At 56.9% G+C, this 17268-nt stretch carries 14 protein-coding genes and 2 pseudogenes; 14 read left to right on the top strand and 2 right to left on the bottom strand.

Annotated features, from left to right (window positions below; all coding sequences use genetic code 11):
- Positions 1 to 203: 203 nt before the first annotated feature.
- The 7 genes and pseudogenes from DBY20_07605 to DBY20_07575 all read left to right on the top strand — a co-directional run bounded on the left by DBY20_07605 (position 204) and on the right by DBY20_07575 (position 6561).
- Entirely contained in the window at positions 204 to 842 is a 639-nt protein-coding gene (locus DBY20_07605; protein ID PWL78181.1) for a hypothetical protein, read from the top strand.
- Between the two features lie 354 nt (positions 843 to 1196).
- Positions 1197 to 1994 (top strand): hypothetical protein, encoded by a 798-nt coding sequence (locus DBY20_07600; protein ID PWL78180.1) that lies wholly within the window; start codon positions 1197 to 1199, stop codon positions 1992 to 1994.
- A 93-nt stretch (positions 1995 to 2087) separates the two neighbouring features.
- Positions 2088 to 3353 carry a molybdopterin molybdenumtransferase MoeA gene (locus tag DBY20_07595; GenBank protein ID PWL78179.1) on the top strand — a complete coding sequence of 422 codons (1266 nt, stop codon included), beginning with the start codon at positions 2088 to 2090 and terminating at the stop codon, positions 3351 to 3353.
- A 202-nt stretch (positions 3354 to 3555) separates the two neighbouring features.
- Complete coding sequence (gene larE / locus DBY20_07590) at positions 3556 to 4371, top strand: ATP-dependent sacrificial sulfur transferase LarE (protein ID PWL78178.1); 816 nt, start codon at positions 3556 to 3558, stop codon at positions 4369 to 4371.
- A 183-nt stretch (positions 4372 to 4554) separates the two neighbouring features.
- Positions 4555 to 4662, top strand: a pseudogene (locus DBY20_07585) (scramblase).
- A gap of 93 nt (positions 4663 to 4755) precedes the next feature.
- Entirely contained in the window at positions 4756 to 4989 is a 234-nt protein-coding gene (locus DBY20_07580; protein PWL78308.1) for a hypothetical protein, read from the top strand.
- Positions 4990 to 5256: 267 nt separating this feature from the next.
- Positions 5257 to 6561 carry a trigger factor gene (locus DBY20_07575; GenBank protein PWL78177.1) on the top strand — a complete coding sequence of 435 codons (1305 nt, stop codon included), beginning with the start codon at positions 5257 to 5259 and terminating at the stop codon, positions 6559 to 6561.
- Positions 6562 to 6849: 288 nt separating this feature from the next.
- Here DBY20_07575 and DBY20_07570 read toward each other — a convergent pair whose 3' ends face one another.
- On the bottom strand, positions 6850 to 7278 hold the full coding sequence (locus DBY20_07570) for a peptidylprolyl isomerase (GenBank protein PWL78176.1): 429 nt from the start codon (positions 7276 to 7278) through the stop codon (positions 6850 to 6852).
- Positions 7279 to 7834: 556 nt separating this feature from the next.
- Between DBY20_07570 and DBY20_07565 the strand changes: the two genes are divergently transcribed.
- The 3 genes from DBY20_07565 to DBY20_07555 all read left to right on the top strand — a co-directional run bounded on the left by DBY20_07565 (position 7835) and on the right by DBY20_07555 (position 12682).
- On the top strand, positions 7835 to 9121 hold the full coding sequence (locus DBY20_07565) for a hypothetical protein (GenBank protein PWL78175.1): 1287 nt from the start codon (positions 7835 to 7837) through the stop codon (positions 9119 to 9121).
- A 282-nt stretch (positions 9122 to 9403) separates the two neighbouring features.
- Positions 9404 to 11017, top strand: coding sequence for a hypothetical protein (locus DBY20_07560; GenBank protein ID PWL78174.1), 1614 nt, complete (start codon positions 9404 to 9406; stop codon positions 11015 to 11017).
- A 423-nt stretch (positions 11018 to 11440) separates the two neighbouring features.
- Positions 11441 to 12682 carry a hypothetical protein gene (locus tag DBY20_07555; GenBank protein ID PWL78173.1) on the top strand — a complete coding sequence of 414 codons (1242 nt, stop codon included), beginning with the start codon at positions 11441 to 11443 and terminating at the stop codon, positions 12680 to 12682.
- Between the two features lie 218 nt (positions 12683 to 12900).
- On the opposite strand, the pseudogene DBY20_07550 reads toward DBY20_07555, so the two are convergent.
- Positions 12901 to 13242, bottom strand: a pseudogene (locus DBY20_07550) (hypothetical protein).
- Between the two features lie 118 nt (positions 13243 to 13360).
- Here DBY20_07550 and DBY20_07545 point away from each other — a divergent pair.
- The 4 genes from DBY20_07545 to DBY20_07530 are packed head-to-tail and all read left to right on the top strand — an operon-like array spanning position 13361 to position 17241.
- The gene (locus DBY20_07545) at positions 13361 to 15700 is read left to right on the top strand and encodes a dehydrogenase (GenBank protein ID PWL78172.1); all 2340 of its coding nucleotides are present in this window, start codon (positions 13361 to 13363) and stop codon (positions 15698 to 15700) included.
- Complete coding sequence (locus DBY20_07540) at positions 15701 to 16048, top strand: oxidoreductase (protein PWL78171.1); 348 nt, start codon at positions 15701 to 15703, stop codon at positions 16046 to 16048.
- 18 nt (positions 16049 to 16066) lie between these two features.
- Complete coding sequence (locus DBY20_07535; protein PWL78170.1) at positions 16067 to 16924, top strand: hypothetical protein; 858 nt, start codon at positions 16067 to 16069, stop codon at positions 16922 to 16924.
- Complete coding sequence (locus DBY20_07530) at positions 16921 to 17241, top strand: hypothetical protein (protein PWL78169.1); 321 nt, start codon at positions 16921 to 16923, stop codon at positions 17239 to 17241. Before DBY20_07535 ends, DBY20_07530 begins: the two co-directional genes overlap by 4 nt.
- Positions 17242 to 17268 lie beyond the last annotated feature (27 nt).

Here is a 17268-nt window from a genome sequence, read left to right as displayed (position 1 = left end):
GTTACGTCCTGGCAACCAGGGGACAGACCCTCGGTTGCCAAGGCGTCTGACAATCCGCAGATGGCAATTAGGGGACAGACCCTCGGTTGCCAGACCCTCGGTTGCCACGCATTCTTCCCCGCCCTGTGCCGCCATCAAGCGATGCTATAATTGCCTGAACAGATTGACCTTCGAAAGGTACCAAACGCATGAATAACGAACCAATGTACAACGCGTTCATCAAGAATCGCGAGCAAGCAGGCAATCAGTCGTCAAAATCCAACAGCAAACGCAAGAATGACCGCGTTAAACCAGACGATCTTCCCGATTTCGTTTTTGATGTCGATGATCCGAGCGAGAGTGATGCAAACAGCTTTGTCCAAGGTCCGGTAGTCGGCGTTGACAGAACGCTGGGGAACTATTCGGATCTTTTCAGACACGAGACCGAGGACGACACTCTCGACGATTGTGATGACGCTCTCACCAGTGAGCCGTTTGAGTTCGAAGATGGATGCGTGAGCTTGCCCCATCCAGACGTTTTCAATTCGTATCCTCCCGAGGTCCAGCGCAAGATCATGGAGTGGACCGATCGTGACATTCGTGCTCGTCGTGATGACGAATCGCGCCGTCAGGATGCGATTTTGCGTGCCAATATTGCACGAGACAAGACGAGGATGGCTGTCCCGGTCGTCATCATTATCATGTCTATCCTTTGTGCAGCGATTACGGGTTTATACACGAAGAACGCGCTTTTTGTGATTGCGTTTCTCGTTGTCGCCCTTGTGGTCATCATTGCGCTTTTTGTGAGTCGTTACGAGCAGAGCAGACGCGGACATTCTTATTCGCAGTATCCGAAGGTGTAGAAGGATTGCCGTTGGTTACGATTTAGAAGCCCCGGTCAGGGGCTTCTTTTTTATGGTGCTCCAGCCGAAGGGTTGACAGCTTGCTCACTGGGAGGCCCATCAGGGATCTGTCCCCCTTTCGCCAGGCCTATCAGGGGTCTGTCCCCTTTTCGCCACTCGTGGATTGCTGCCAACTGAAGGTCTGTCCCCATCCTCCCATCCTTTCACCATCTCCTGACCGATTCTTCTCGGAAATCACTCCGGGTTTGCTCTCCTTAAAGTCCGGAATCGTTCAGATTCTCGGGGTGGTTTGCTCGGATACACATGATTTATCGTTCTCGTTGTGGATAAGACCGACTAGAAAGGAGGTGAAGCATGCCACGGCGACCGCGCAAACATTCATCAACCGGGTATTACCACATCACAAATCGTGGCGTTGGCAAGGCCCGCGTTTTCAATGAGGGCTGTGATCATGCGTTTTTCTTGGAGTGCTTGCGGCTCGCCCAGCAAATCTGCAGTTTCAAGGTTCTCGCATACTGTGTGATGACCACTCATTTTCACATCGTTATCAAGTGCAATGGCCCTATCCCGCCTTCTCTTTTCCAGAGCGTCGGCGCGCGTTTCTCGGCTTATTATCACAAGCGGCATAAATGTGCTGGTCAGATATTTCAAGGTCGTTTTCGCAGCGAGGCAATTGAGACAGAGGCGCATCTTTTGTCGGCAATCCGATACGTCTGGCGCAACCCCGTCAAGGCTCGACTCTGCGTTCGTTTGACCGATTATCCGTGGAGCAGCTATAACTACCTGGGGAAATCGGACGATCTTGTCGATAATGAGCTCCTATGCAGTTTCATGAGCGCGGACGAATGGCGCGATTTCGCCCAACAAGAAGCAAGCGTACGTCACCTCGAGCCGTTCCCCAGGCGCTTGTCAGATGAAGCCGCTCGAAAAATAATTCGCCGAAGGTGCGATTATCTCACTGGTGCTTCGGCGGCCATGCTCAAAGTTCAAAAGTGCCCCTTTGCACTTGCAACCTGTCTCGATGCGGGGATGACCATAGCGCAGCTCGCCAGGATCCTAAGAATTGCCTCAACGACCATGCACCGTGCATTCAAGAAGTGGGGTGCGCAGCCCCCGCCCCTTTGCACCGTCGAAGCGGCAACCAGTCCGTGAGCGACCAAGCCCGGGATTGTTCGTCCAGCTTTCTGGAAGATTTGGTACCCTGTCGAATAAACATAATGATTCACCTTTCGAGAGGATAATCAAATGAGCCAGGATATGATAAGTGTCGATGAGGCGCGTCAAAGGACGATTGAGCTCGCGGGTAACGCTCGTTTTAGAACGCCAGTCGAAGAGGTCGATTTGTTTGCTGCTGTTGGGCGAGTCGCTGCCGCTGATCTCATAAGTGATATCGACGTTGCGCCTTTCGATAATACAGCAATGGACGGATTTGCCGTAGTCGCATCGTCTCTCAAGGACGCGAGCGAAGAAGTCCCTGTCGAGCTTGAGATTGTGGACTGGGTCGGTGCAGGCGTCGTGAGTGAGATCATCCTCAAACCCGGAGAGGCAATTCGCATCATGACGGGCGGCATTATGCCGCAGGGCGCCGATGCGGTGGTCAAGATTGAGGACACGACCTTCACCGGTGACGGTGGAGTGGGCGAGCGCGTACGCATAGTCGCTCCTGTAACCAAGACGAATGTGCGCAAAGCGGGCGAGGAGGCCAAAGCGGGCGATGTTGTTGTCCGCAAAGGCGAGGTGATTCGCGCCGCAACCATAGGCCTGCTCGCGAGCACCGGGAACACAGTCGTTCCCGTATACGCTCGCCCCAAGGTTGGCGTTATTAGCATCGGCACGGAACTCGTCGCTCCTTCGGTAAAGCCCGAGCCAGGCAAGATTCGCGATGCGAACGCATACGTGTTGGGCGCATATGCGCTCGAGCTTGGCTGCGAGGTGAATCTGTATCCGATTGTCAGGGATGACGAGGCCGCCATCCGCGCTTTGTTCGAGCAAGCAATCGATGAATGCGATTTTGTCGTTTCGAGCGGTGGCGCGAGCAACGGCGATTTTGACTACGCCATCGAAACCGTTCGCGATCTGGGGGAGGTCGTTTTTGATTGTGTGAGTTTGCGACCGGGTAAAGCACAAGCATTTGGTTGTGTAGGCGATACGCTTGTCGAAGTTCTCTCGGGCAATCCCGCAGCTGCCGCAGTGGGTTTTCAGCTTTTCGGCCGACCGGCACTACGCGCCATGCAAGGCTACGCAGAGCTTGATCGTCCCGTTAGCGACGCCGTTCTTGCGCAACCGACGCGCAAGAAGGAAGCTCGCGCTTTCTACCAGCGCGGTCATCTTGAAGTTGGGGAGAACGGCGAGTTGCTTGCATGTCAGGAAGAGAAGCAGTCATCTGCCCTCTTGTCGGAGATGAATCGCAGCACCGTGCTCATAGAGCTCCCGCAGGGTACGGGAACATTCGAGGTTGGAACACCCGTCAAGTGCCTTCACCTGGACATAGATGAAGGCGTAGTCATCTAGTTTCGTGTGGAACATCGCCAGCAAAAGCCGCTTCTATCGCGAAGCGGCTTCCTTTTGCGTGTAAATGGTAATTGGGGGACAGACCCTGCTGTATCGATTTTCGCACGTAAGCGGAAAAGAGGGGACGGACCCTCTCGCACGGATCTTCACACAAGCTCCCCCCAGGTATAATCGTTTCGCCAGCATCATTATGAGGAGCCAGATGCCCGCCCAAACTCCTGATGAAAAATACAGCGATCTACTCGACCATCTGCAATCATTCGAGAGCATTGCGGTTGCGTTCTCCGGTGGCGTGGATTCTTCTCTGCTCCTGCACGCCGCACGCGAAGCGCTCGGCGAAAGGGCAGTCGCAATTACGGCTCAATCGCGTCTTTTTCCGCAACGAGAGCTCGACGAAGCTTCTGCATTTTGCAGGGACCGAAGTATTTTGCAGCTAGTCGTCAACACAAATGAGCTTGAGGATGATGCGTTCCGGCAGAATCCGTCCAATCGCTGCTATCTCTGCAAGACGGGCCTGCTGCGCGCCGTTGTTCAAACGGCAAATGCGCGCGGAATCGAGACAGTTATCGAAGGATCAAATATCGACGATGAGGATGATTATCGTCCTGGGGCTCGGGCGATAGCCGAGCAGGGGGCGATAAGTCCTCTGAAGGAGGTTGGTCTCTCGAAGGACGAGATACGCGTTCTTTCACGCGAGAAGGGCCTTCCTACCTGGAACAAGCAGTCATTCGCATGTCTTGCTTCACGCTTTGCATTTGGGGATTTCATTAGTGATGAGCGTTTGGCCGCAGTTGATGAGGCGGAGCAATGTCTGCTTGATAGGGGATTTCGGCAGGTCCGTGTGCGTTTTCACGGGGAGATTGCACGTATCGAGGTGCTGCCAAGTGATTTAGCGCGTCTTGTCGAGCCGGATGTTCGTGAGGATGTAACCCAAAAACTCAAAGCGCTAGGGTTTAAGCATGTGACACTTGACCTCGATGGATATAGGACAGGCAGCATGAATGCGATGAGCGAATGACAAAAAGGGGACGACAAAGAGGGGACGACAAAGAGGGGACAGACCCTCGATTTCCCTCGATTTTCTGCATTACCGTTCCTTGCCGGGGTTCTTGTTGCCGTTCTTGCCATTGGCTGTCGCCCCTCGTAGTCAATGCCCTATACTTGCTATCACAACCACTACTACAGTATATAAGGAGAATTCATGAGCGAATCACGCGCCGGATGGTATCCGGATCCTTCGGGCGATCAATCAAGGCTTCGGTATTGGGATGGAAGCCAGTGGACCAACGATTATGCTGACAGCCCCGCAAGCTCCCAAGCATCGGTCGGGCAAGATGCCTCACCCTCTGAGGAGATAGCGTATCAAGCGCAGATTGTTGACAATTGTCAGGTCACGTATGACATGTCATCGCAGGATTCCACATTGCGGCTCATCGCTTTCGTCTTCTGCATCATCTCAACTGTGACAGCCGGATGGATGTTTATCCCTCTTGCTTGGATGATTCCCATGACCGTGTGCGCTTGGGGAATCTACAAAGGCAAAAGGCCGAATACCGTGGCATTTGGCGTATGTACACTGATCTTTGTGAGCCTTGTGGGAGGCATTTTGCTGCTCGTCTCCAAGAAGGACGCCTAGTTCGTATTGACGCAAGAAGAAATGAGGAGAAGGGGGCGGGAAGAAGGGGACAGACCCTCGATTTCCGACCCTCGATTTCCGCCCTCGCCTCCCTGCCCCTTCATCTCCCAGCGCATGTAATCCCGCTGCGTAACAAAATGGGGACAGACCCCGCATTCCCCGCACGTTCTATTCAGTTCGGCATATAGTGTGTGCGTACGCCATATTATGGCCAACGAATCCCGCGCGCAGCATCGCACGGGATAGGAGCGGAAGTGGGTTTACCTCATGAAGATCAGCAAGATCAAGAAAGCCGATGGCAAGACCATTCTCGAGGTCACAGCAAGTGCCGATGACGTCAACAAGGCGTTTGCTCTCGCGGAGCTCGACTTTGCCAACTCCATGGGGATAAACCCCACGCCAGACAAAACCCTCGCGCAAATCGCCGAGGAAAAGATGGGCATCAAGAATCTCGATTCCATTATCGAGGCTAATGCCGTTGAGGCGCTCGCGCCCTTCGCAATTGACCAAAGCGGTATCGCCCCCGCGTTTCCTCCCCATCCCACGCCGAGCACGGCTCTCAAGCGTAACCAGGAATTCTCATTCACCATGGAAGTGACTCCCAAGCCCGACTATGAGCTCACCTCCTACGACCCCGTTGAGATCACTCTTCCCGAATTCACCATCAACGAGGCCGAGGTTGATGCGCAGATCCAGCAGCTTGCCGAGCGCAACACCACATACACCACTGCCGACCCCAAGCCGCTTGAGAAAGGCGACGCATGCCTCGTGGCGATAAAGTGCTACGAAGACGGCAAGGAGCTCACCGGCCTTACCACCGATGGGCGCACGTACGTTGCGGGCGAAGGCTACATGCCTGCCGATTTCGACGCGCACATCTTTGGCATGGAGCCGGGCGAAACGCGCAAGTTCGTCTTCGAGGGCCCGAGCGTCGATGAGGATTACAACGAGTTCACGCAAAAGTTTGATTGCGAAGTCACGCTTAAGGAAATCCAGAAGCCCGTTGTTCCCACCATCGACGATGCGTGGCTCAGCACGAATCTCCCCATGTACAAGAGTCTGGATGACCTGCGCACCGAGATTCGCGGCAACATCGAGCGCCGTGATCGCGAGCAGTACGAAGCGTATAAACGCCAGGTGGCCGCCAGCGTGCTGGGTGAGCGTTTCGAGGGTAAGATTGCCGACGAGGTGTACGAAAACGCGCGTGACAACCTCATGAGGAACATCCGCATTGGCTTGCAGCAGCAGGGCATGTCCTGGGAGGATTACGTGAGCCAAAACGGCGGCGACCAGCAGATAAACATGATGCTCATGCTACAAACGCGCGAGATGGTCGTTCAGGGATATGCGCTTGATGCGGTCTTCCGCCATGAGAACCTTGGATTGTCCGAGGATGATATCGACGAGGCGTGCCACATGATGGCACCCAACGCCAACCCCAAGCAGGTTCGGCAGCAGATAGAAAACGAGGGAAAGAACTTCGCCTTGCGTGAGTCCGCCGAGCGTCTCAAGGCGAACAAATGGGTTGCCGATCACGCAAAAGTTACCGTTCAGGAGGCACCGCAGGCATAGCTCAACTGCGATATTTAGTCTGACTCGACGCCGAGGGAATGTTTCCCTCGGCGTTTTCTTTTGCCGCGGGAGCAAGAGGGGGACGGCAAGGGAAGAAGGGGACAGACCCTCTTTTGTCAGCGAGATGGAAAAAAGGGGACAGACCCTTAATTGGACCCCAATTGATCGATTCTTAAATGGCTGCGGCGCTATCGCGCACGCAAAAAGGCATCGAAGAGACCGGTGGGCAGGGGAGGTCGTCTTCGATGCCTTCGTGCTCGGCAGAGGACTGGAAGGGGGATGGAGGGTCTAATCCTCAAGTTCGAGGAGCTTGACCCAGTACACAATGTCCTTGCCAGCGAGGGGGTGATTGAAGTCGATAGTAGCGACTTGATTTTCAACGCTTACCACCTTGGCCGGAATCGGCTCGATATTGCGCGGGGAAGTCCACCCAATGTACTCGCCGACAGGCAGGTTCTCGCCGTTGGGAACTTTGTAGGTGGGGAAGTGCTGCACGGCGCTCTCGTCGTACTCGCCATAAGCGTCAGCTGCCGCGAGCTCGACAGTGCGTTCTTCGCCCGGTTCCATCTCGAGCAAGGCGTCTTCAAGGGCTTTCATGACCTGCCGCCTGCCGAGGATTATCTCGTGGGGGGGGGTGCCTTCGCAATCGTCGAAAACCTCGCCATTGGGAAAACTGCCCCGATACAGAAAACGCGCAGTCTGTCCTTTGTGTGCCATGCCAGTCCTTTCGTCATGTGGGAGGTGCCGAGGGCGCCTCCGCTGCTCACCCGAGCTGGCCGATTAGTGCCAACGCTGAGAGGTGAGGAAAAATCCCTCGACGGGTTTGATCTCACTGTCGTCGTCAACAAGATCAGCAGCGAGCTCTTCGGCGTTGTTGCAGATCGCGCTCACGGGAGCTTCGATCTCGTCGACCTCTACAGTCTCTTCGGTAATCTTCTCGTCAGCCATGGTTTCCTCTCCTCTTCGTCGAATGCAAGGTTGCCAGACCTCGGCGGTTACGCCCTCATAACCCATGCGAGGGCAACTCGTATGAAATTCTGGCGTCCATCAGATAGTAGTTCCCAGCTTGCCGCATGCATATCGTATGAAAGGTATGAGATTAGGCATGGACTATCAAACTCCCCGCTCGATGGCCTGTCGTAAGTCAAGGCGATAGGGTGTGTACCAATAGCGAGCAAATAGCGAGCAAATAGAGGGTCTGTCCCCCAATTGCCAGTTCTGGCGAGGAAGGGTCTGTCCCCCAATTGCCAGATGAATATGCAGGAGGAGATTCGTGAACCAGAACATTGATGGTAATACTGGTACCGTCACAAACAACGGCGAGCCACAAGGTATCCGCAGATACCAGAATCCCGTGCTCGTGGGCATCATTTTGCTCATCTCGGGGATATCAGTGGCGATGATTCAGTACAAGGTTCCCACCATCATGACAAACCTCATGGGGATTTTCAGGATGGACGCGGCGACTGCCTCCTGGCTCATGTCGATTTTCACGCTCGTGAGTATCTTTGTTGCGTTGCCGGCTGGCGCGCTCGCGCAGCGCTTCGGCGCAAGACGCATGCTCGTCATCGCGTGCGGCATCGCCGTTCTCGGTTCGCTTATTGGCCTCTTTTCCGAAACGAGTCCGATGCTTATTGCCTCGCGTGCGGTTGAAGGTGCCGCTCTCACGATTCTCACAACTTGCGGGCCGATTATCGTTCAGCAGAATGTGAGCCCCGACAAAGTTGGCACCTCAATGGGAATCTGGGGCATCTGGGGATGTCTGGGATCAACTGTCGCCGCCGTGCTCACGCCGACCGTTTTTGGCATGTGGGGTTTCGATGGTCTCTGGATTGCATTTGCCGTGGTCAGCGCTGTTGCAGCTGTTCTCGTACTGATCTTTATTCGCAAACCGCGAGCCGGTTCTGCGGCAGTCGAGGGTCTGTCCCCCGATTCCCGCGAATCGCAAGAAACTGGTATGCCAGGGTCTGTCCCCATCGTGCCAGTGAAGCCTCGCTATCGTGATATCTTCTCGAAGGACATGTTCCTGTTCTTTGGCGCGTTCGTTGTTTACAACATCTGCATGCTCGCGATTCTCGCGTTTGTGCCGACAATTCTGCAGATGCAGGGGTTCGACCCAACGCTCTCGGGCATCATCAGCACGGCCCCCATGCTGCTCTCGATCATATCCTCGCCGCTCTTTGGAGTGATCTCTGACAGAATCGGGCGCAACAAACCACTGCTCATCATTGCCATGTTCGTCATGGGTCCCTGCACCTTTTTGCTTTACACGCAAACAGGTCCGCTACTCTGGGTGGGCGTCTTTGCGATGGGCCTGCTTGGGATGGGTGGCATCGGTCAGTACCTTTCGGGGTTTACGAAGTTGCTACCGAGCCCGGAGCTTGCGTCTGTGGGCATGGGCGTTCTTGTGACCTTTCAGGGCGTTGGCCAGTTTCTCGGCACATTCTTCGTGCAGATGCTGCTCGGTCCACAGCTGACCGAGTGGTGGTTTGCTGGCATAGTGCTCATGTTCCTTGGATTTGCGGGAACGGCCCTTATCGCCATCTGCAAGCTTCGTTGATAAGAAGGGGACAGACCCTCGCACTCCGGGAATAAGGGGACAGACCCTTCTGTAATGACGCCTCGTGTTTCGTTGCGTGGCAATAAGGGGACAGACCCTTCCGCATCGTCCTCTCGAACCCTTGCTACCTGCGCTTTCATTCCGCATATCACATGCGTCATACTTTTTATACGATGGTGCCGCATGCCTGCAGACGATATATTTATCCTGCAAGTTGGGTTTATGTCCGCGCATCATGCATGTTATGTCTCCCCGCGGTTGTAGGGAGTCAACTCATCATGCATGGGCCATATCCACCATCGAACGCCACTCTCTCGGGGGGGGGGCACTCGTAGCATGTGCGTCGTGCTATGCGAGTCAAGGGGGCGTGCCATGAGCGAAGCGACAACGGATCAGGAGACTGGTCCAACTACCGAGCGCAAGCCTATCGGCGGAAACGAGGCTGATTTCGAAGCCGTCCTTATCGACGGCATCCTGGGTTTCAGCCTGTCAATTGGCAATGCGATTCTATTGCTTGTCGGGGCCGTCTCGCATGTTGGCTCCTTTTTCGATGCGGCCCTCATGCTCGTTATATCGGCACTCGTTGCCGCTCTATTCTTCAAGGCCGTGCAGCTCAGGACGGATACCATTTCCGCGCATCTGCCCCGAGTGGTATATGTGTGTCTCCATGCGCTCTGCTTTCTCACATCCATTATCGGGATGTTCCTGGGGCTTCAATACGTCACAGCGGTTGCTGCCGTGCTCGGCCTGGCCGACACTCTTATACTTTACGGACGTTTTCTTGCGGCGCTTGCCCGCAAGGCGCTCATGCTCGTTGTCGATACGGCGTTTCTGTATCCGGGTATTCTGATGATGATCATCGTCAATGTGCCCGTTCCCTATGATGCCGTCATTTTGTCGGCCTTGGTGCTCGTCACCATAGTGGTTGCGTTGCTTTTCATACGGCGAAGCTACGATTTCGGCGAGTTCATCAGCGCCGCCGATTCCAAGGCTCGCAGTATCAAAGTCAAGGGAAACGTCCACACGCTGTTTCTCGTCGGTTTCATGATTGGCGCGTTCCTGCTCTTCATCCCACTGCCCTTTACCCTACAGGTGTCGAATGTGGCGCTCGGTCTTGCCTTTACGCTTGCTGGTGTTGGTTCGCTGCTTATGCGCCAGATAAACGAGCGGGATACGAAAGATGCGCTGCGCAAGACCATGGGGCTTGCCTCCCTTGTGATGCTTTTGCCGCTGGCTCTCGTCTCTGGCGAGATCAGGCTTGTGCTTCTGACCTGCTATAGCTGCTACGTCATCCTTGAGACGATCACCATTCTTGACGCGATTATCGAAACCGTGCGCTTTAATCTCATCGCCGCCATGTGGCTCATCAGCAAGGAGTGCTCGGTGTTTTTCTGCGGCATCGCCGTGGGCGCGGCGATATTCGCGCTATTTCCTTGGATTGCCCAGATGCTTGGTCCCGAATATGGCCTGCTTGTTCTTTGTATCGTGGCGGCTGCGCTTTGCGCATGGTTGCAGATCAAGGTCAACTACCAGATTTACCCCTTTGCCTCCTTTATCGAGGAGGATGTTGACGAGGAGGTAAGCGCCCATATCGAGCGCAATGGACGTCGCAAGGCGCAGTGGCATCAAAAGGTCGATGCTGTGTGTGAGCAGTATCACCTCTCGCCGCGCGAACGAGAGATTCTGCCCATCCTGCTGAGGGGTCGTGATGCCAAGTACATCATGGACACCTTCTACATTTCGCAGTCTACGGCCAAGACGCACATCTATAACATCTATCGCAAGTTCGGCATCCACTCGCGCCAGGAGTTGCTCGACTTTGTCGAGGATATCGAGTTCATGGATTTTGCGATGCCCGATGATTCCGCTGAACAGGAAGACGCTGCTCGGCAATAAGGGGACAGACCCTTTGGCGCCGAACGGCCGCGTGGCAATGGGGGGACAGACCCCTACGGATCGCACGGACCGACCCCCCACGTCCTCACATGCCCCAACAGGGTCTGTCCCCCTATTGTCACACAACAGGGTCTGTCCCCCTATCACCATCGCCCCTTGGCGCACTCGCTCCTCAAAACCATCATGCGCCAGCCCTCATACCTGAGGTTCCATATCCTGAACGGGGCATTTGGAGACCAATCACAAAATTTCCACATTTGCGACCAATTCTCGACCTCAAATAATCCTCGGACAATAAACCCCAAGGACACGTGCGTTTATACGCACGCGCCCCACACCCGAGTTGTGCGGCTCGGGGCGCTGGCGCTTCAAAAATGACGCCAGCTGGGGAGGGAATGTGTTATCGAGGAAAGAGGAGGAGTTATGTCAGAAACATCACTTGATAAGTCAAAGTGCATAGACGGCAGCTATGGTTGGGTAGTCGTGCTGTTCACCATGTTGGTGGGCTTCGTTCCGGGCTCCAACATGGCCAAGGCGATTTCGCTCGCACCAATTGTCTGCATGAACTTCCAGATCAACGAGGCAACCTTCGGCCTGATCGTCGCGTCCTTCTACATCATGGGCTTCATCATGGCGTTCCCCACCACGGGCCTCGTGAACAAGCTCGGCATGAAGGGGTCCGTCGCCATCGCCGTCGGCTGCGGCGTCGTCGGCTCCATCATGGGTGCGACGGCCGGAACCAACATGACGGTGTTCGTCATAAGCCGCGTCGTCGAGGGCGCGTCGTTCGGCATCATGGGCGTCGTGGGCGCTTCGTCAATCGGCCCGTGGTTCTCGCCGAGGAAGCGTTCGCTTCCGCTGTCCATCTGGTCGATGTGGGTTGCCGTCTGCATGTGCGTCTGCCCGCTTCTCTTCGGCTGGCTCAACGAGTCCATGGGCGTCGACATGGCGGGCATCTGGTGGGGCACCGCCGTCTATGATCTTGTCGTCGGCGTCTTGTTCATCCTGTTCTACCGCAGGCCGCTCGATCTCGACCAGGTCGAAAACGCGGAGGATCCCACGGGCACCAAGAAGGCGAGCATCACGCGTGCCCTCAAGAGCCCGATGCTGTGGGCGCTGGCCCTCATCTTCCTGTTCGACGAAGCCGCCTTCATGGCGATCAACGGCTTCATCGTCCAGTACCTCACCACGCAGCTCGATGCGTCACTCGTTCTGGCAAACGCCATCTTCTCGTTGTTCGGCTTGATGGGTGCTCTCACGCCCCCCATTTCCGGCTGGATTACCCAGAAGTGGAACAACCATCGCTGGGTCCTGCTCGTTGGCCTGATCGTCGCCGTCATCTACACCGCCCTGGTCTTCCAGCTTAAAGACCCGATGCTGTACTACCCGCTGTCCATCCTTGCCGGTATCGTCGGCGGCGCTGTCCCGTCCATCCTGTGGCAGTTCACGCCCAACACCGTCGAGGACGCCGATATCCCCGCGGCAAACGCATTCATGGCGTTTACGCAGAACATCGGCATGACCATTGGCGCGCTCATCATCGGCAACGCCATCGTCATGTGGGGTTGGAGCATGGGCTCGCTCATCGGCATGGTGCCCCTGTACATCATCTGCCTCATCATCTACTTCGCCTTTGGCGTCCAGAAGAAGCTCAAGCTTCAGTAGTTTCAAGCACGCGAGATGCGTCGTCTTTCGAGACGGCGCATCCTTTCGTGCGTTCTTTGCCCTTCGAGCATCGCGAAAGAAAGCTCGAATTGAATCGTGCAAACCCCTGGTCACAAGCGTCTGTGAACGCAATATCAGACGCGAAGTACGAGGGTATTTCGCAAGGGGGTCCACGATTTCCGCACCTGTGTACGATTCTCAACTCACGCACCTGAGCCTTAGTTTGTACCCGTCGCAATTCCCCAGCGACATCGGAATGTTTCGAGAGCGAATTTCTCGAGTTGACATGAGCTACTTGGCTCAATGGGACGGCTTCCTCGCACAGCGGTTCTTCCGCGGAAGGACGTCCCGTCTCTTTTGAAAGGAGAGGCGCGTATGTGTTTCAGGCCCGCAAGTTTCGAGTCCGAGGGTGATAACCCGTATTTCGTTCCCGGCGATCCCGAAGACGCCGCCGCACCTGGAGCTCCCGGAGCCCCCGGCGCTCCCGGTGCGCCCGCTGCCTCCGGTGCACCCGGAGCCCCCGGCGCACCTGCTGCCCCCGGTGCTCCTGCCGCCCCGGGCCAGTCGTCCTAGGTAGACGCATGCCGGCTTTTGTCGGCACAGGCGTCATCGGTCGATGACCGAATCACAGGTACGAAGTGGCAATGCTGGTTGAGAGAGAAGAGGAAAGGAAAGAGCATGAAGATTTTCAAAGGTCAGGGCACTGCCGATCTTGGCAAGCCATGGCGCTTCGAAGAAGACGGCCTCACCGTCACCCGCGGTTGCGCTTGGTCTCCTCCGGGATGCCATCCGACCGGATGCGGCATCAAGACCTACGTGAACTCCAATGGTGAGCTCGTGCGCGTCGAGGGCGATGAGAACCACCCCATCACCAACGGCCGTCTCTGTGTCCGCTGCCTGACCATCCGCGACTACGTCTACAATCCGGATCGCGTCCTGTACCCCATGAAGCGCGCCCGCGAGGACCGCGGCAAGAACAAGTGGGAGCGCATCACCTGGGACGAGGCATATGACACCATCGCCGAGAAGGTGAAGTACTTCAAGGACAAGTATGGTGCCGAGTCCATCCTGGTCATGGGTGGTACCGGTCGCGAGGGTGGCCCCATGCTTCCCGCGTATGCGCATGCATGCCTGGGTACTCCCAACGCCTGCTACACGCAGTCCGGCTATTCCTGCTACATCCCGCGTGTCGCGGGCACGACCTACGTCATGGGCGCGACCTATCCCGAAATGGACTACGCCGGTGGTCTGCTCGGCCGCTATGACGATCCGATGTTCAAGCTTCCCGAGCTCATCGTGTTCTGGGGCAAGGAGCCCCTTCCGTCCAACGGTGACGGCCTCTTCGGCCACGCCGCCATCGACATGATGCGCCGCGGCTCCAAGCTCATGAGCATCGACCCACGCGTCAACTGGGTCTCCACGCGTGCCGACTGGCACCTGCGCCTGCGTCCCGGCACCGACGCCGCCCTCGGCATGGCCATGCTCAACGTCATCATCGAGGAGGACCTCTACGACCACGACTTCGTCGAGAAGTGGTGCTACGGCTTCGAGCAGCTCGCCGAGCGCGTCAAGGAGATGCCCGCCGAGAAGGCAGCTGAGATCTGCGGTCTCGATGCGAACCAGATTCGCGAGGCCGCCCGCGTCTACGCCGCGGCCAAGCCCGCGCAGATCGCCTGGGGCCTGGCCATCGACCAGAAGTCCAACGGCGTTCAGGCCGGTCACTGCATCATGGCTCTCGAGGCCATCACCGGAAACATCGACGTGCCCGGTGGCCAGCTCATCGGCGACGTCAACGACGGCCTCGAGCTCGGCTTCGGCTGGAACAACCTCGGTCCCGAGCTCCAGAGCAAGATTCTCGGTATCAAGGAGTATCCGGCATATGTCGGCCTCGTCCTCAACGCGCAGTGCGACATGGTGCTTGATGCGCTCGAGGCGGGCGACGATGCCAAGTACTACCCGTTCAAGATGGGCGTCTTCGAGGACACGAACTTCCTTGCCGGCACTTGCGCCGCCCAGCCCAAGCGTTGGCATGATGCGATGGTCAAGAACCTCGAGTGGTGCTTCGGCATCGACGTGTGGATGACCCCGACGATCCAGGCAACCTGCGAGATCTTCCTCCCGCTGTCCTCGACCGTCGAGCATGACACCGTCGTGTACACGCACTATGGCGCATCGCCGATCATGGCCGGTGCCGTCAACAAGTCCATCACGGTGGGCGACTGCAAGGGCGACTGCGAGATCTTCTACGAGCTCGGCCTGCGCTGCATGCCCATCAACTTCGAGAAGTACAAGGACTACTACGACTTCCTGGCTGACTACCGTCTCGCGTACAAGAAGTCCTTCGAGCAGCTGCGCGAGGAGGTCGTCCACCAGAAGACCGAGATGTGCGGCTACTACAAGTACGAGTCCGGTCGCCTGCGTCCCGATGGTATGCCCGGCTTCAACACGCCGACCGGCCGCGTCGAGCTCTACTCGACGATGTTCAGGCAGTTCGGCGAGGATCCGCTGCCGTATTACGAGGAGCCGCAGCTCTCGCCTGTGTCCACGCCCGAGAAGATGGAGGAGTATCCCTTCGTCCTCACGACGGGCGCTCGCACGTACTGCTACTTCCATTCCGAGGGCAAGCAGATTCCGTACCTGCGCGAGATGAATCCCGATCCGCTGATCGAGATCAACCCCGAGGATGCGCTCAAGTACGGCATCGCCGACGGCCAGTGGGTCGAGGTTGCCAGCCCGTTTGGCAAGTGCGTCCTGAAGGCGAAGGTCTCCCAGATCGTGAAGCCTGGCGTCGTGCATGCGCAGCATGGCTTCTGGTTCCCGGAGAAGGATCCCGAGGAGCCCAGCCTGTACGAGGTGTGGCGTTCCAACATCAACGAGCTCATCCCTCACTTCATGGTTGGCAAGCTCGGATTCGGCGCGCCGTTCAAGTGCCTCATCTGCAGCGTGAAGCCGGTGTCGGAGAACTACGACACCGACATGATGGAGGTTTGGGACCACTTCGGAAAGTTGGTGATCTAGATGACGGCCTACGGTCTGCTTATCGATTACGAGTTCTGCACGGGCTGCCAGTCTTGCGAGGTCGCGTGCAAGGAGATTCACAACATCCCCGTGGGGCAGTGGGGCATTCGCGTTCTCGATGATGGCCCCTGGGAGTGCTCGGATGGCAAGTTCAACTGGAACAAGATTCCGACCCCGACCCGCCTGTGCGACCTCTGCGTCGAGCGCACGGACAAGGGCCAGCAGCCCTTCTGCGTGCATCACTGCCTCGCAGGTGTCATGCAGTGGGGCACGGTCGAGGATCTGGCCAAGGAGCTCGAGGAGAAGCCCAACCAGGTGCTCTTCGTGCCCAAGCCCTACCAGTACTAGCAGGTAGACGGCATCTCGATGCACGAGGTGCGACGGTGGTGCTCGGGGGACAGACCTTCGAGCACCGCAGGTGGCGATAGGGGGACAGACCCCTTCGGATCACCGCAGGTGGCAACAAGGGGGCAGACCCTTGATTGTCACCGCAAGGCGAGTGAGGACGGGATTTCGATGGATCAGCAGGCTCTGATGCAGCAAACCGAAGACAGATGCGACAACTACGCGATGCTGTCGCGCCTGTTCAGAAGCGAGCTCGATCGCGAGCTTGTTGGCGATCTCATCGACAGCCCGGCCGTCGAGTCGACGGGCAACGCGCTCTTCGATTCGGGCTATGCGCGCCTGCGTTCGTACCTGGATGCCGTCGATGATCTTGATCGTGCCAAGTCGGCTCTTGCCATCGACTATTGCCTGGCGTTCCTCGGCTACGGCGTTGATCCCGAGAAGGCGGACGAGGCTGGCAGAAACGCCGCCTATCCGTACGAGTCAATTTATCGTACGGGCGCCAAATCGCTCGGGGGAGACCACTGCGCCGAGGTTTCCGACGTGTTCCGTTCCTGCATGTTCAGCCCCACGCGCGATCGCCTCATTGCCGAGGACCACATCGCATGCGAGCTCGAGTTCATGCAGTACATGGCCAACAGCGAGCTTGTCGCCCTGCGCGATGACGAGCATTCGGTCGTGCGCGGGACGCAAGAGAAGGAGCTCGAGTTTCTGGAGAACCACTTGCTTTCGTGGGTGGAGAGCTTCAGGAACGCGGTGGAGCAGTTTGCCGAGACGGACTTCTACCTCGGTTTGCTCGAGATGACGCAAGGCTGGCTCGAGCTTGATGCGGAGTATCTGCGCACGCAGTGCGCGAGCGGGGAGGAGGATGCGCAATGACGCAGGATCACGGTCCGGACGGTCGTGACTGGAACATGCGCGAGGTCGAGTACGACCTCGGCGTTGCCGGTCCTGGCCAGAGCATCGTCATCACCATCACCCGATCCGTCGCAGTCAAGATCATGGATCACGAGAATTACGAGCTGTACAAGACGGATGAGGATTGCAGCGCCTTTTCGGGCCGGCTTACCTCATCGCCATATCGTTTCAAGCTGCCGCGCGAAGCGCAGTGGCACGTGATCATCAATCCCAACACCTACTCGGGTACCGCGGAGTTCAACGTTCGTCTCATCGAGGACTCCGTACTCGACAGCTGATGGGAGGAAGGGGACAGACCCCGCATC

It is taken from the genome of Coriobacteriia bacterium (assembly GCA_003149935.1).
Taxonomy (GTDB): Bacteria; Actinomycetota; Coriobacteriia; order Coriobacteriales; family QAMH01; genus QAMH01.
The sequence above is the reverse complement of the archived record's forward strand: the minus strand, read 5'-3'. Positions and strand labels throughout refer to the sequence as shown.

Coding starts and splice junctions, on each gene's coding strand:
- DBY20_07595 (PWL78179.1), top strand. CDS start 2,088: ATGAGCCAGGATATGATAAGTGTCGATGAGGCGCGTCAAAGGACGATT.
- DBY20_07575 (PWL78177.1), top strand. CDS start 5,257: ATGAAGATCAGCAAGATCAAGAAAGCCGATGGCAAGACCATTCTCGAG.
- DBY20_07555 (PWL78173.1), top strand. CDS start 11,441: ATGTCAGAAACATCACTTGATAAGTCAAAGTGCATAGACGGCAGCTAT.
- DBY20_07545 (PWL78172.1), top strand. CDS start 13,361: ATGAAGATTTTCAAAGGTCAGGGCACTGCCGATCTTGGCAAGCCATGG.
- DBY20_07540 (PWL78171.1), top strand. CDS start 15,701: ATGACGGCCTACGGTCTGCTTATCGATTACGAGTTCTGCACGGGCTGC.
- DBY20_07580 (PWL78308.1), top strand. CDS start 4,756: ATGTCATCGCAGGATTCCACATTGCGGCTCATCGCTTTCGTCTTCTGC.
- larE (PWL78178.1), top strand. CDS start 3,556: ATGCCCGCCCAAACTCCTGATGAAAAATACAGCGATCTACTCGACCAT.
- DBY20_07560 (PWL78174.1), top strand. CDS start 9,404: ATGGGCCATATCCACCATCGAACGCCACTCTCTCGGGGGGGGGGCACT.
- DBY20_07605 (PWL78181.1), top strand. CDS start 204: ATGTACAACGCGTTCATCAAGAATCGCGAGCAAGCAGGCAATCAGTCG.
- DBY20_07570 (PWL78176.1), bottom strand. CDS start 7,278: ATGGCACACAAAGGACAGACTGCGCGTTTTCTGTATCGGGGCAGTTTT.
- DBY20_07535 (PWL78170.1), top strand. CDS start 16,067: ATGCACGAGGTGCGACGGTGGTGCTCGGGGGACAGACCTTCGAGCACC.
- DBY20_07600 (PWL78180.1), top strand. CDS start 1,197: ATGCCACGGCGACCGCGCAAACATTCATCAACCGGGTATTACCACATC.
- DBY20_07530 (PWL78169.1), top strand. CDS start 16,921: ATGACGCAGGATCACGGTCCGGACGGTCGTGACTGGAACATGCGCGAG.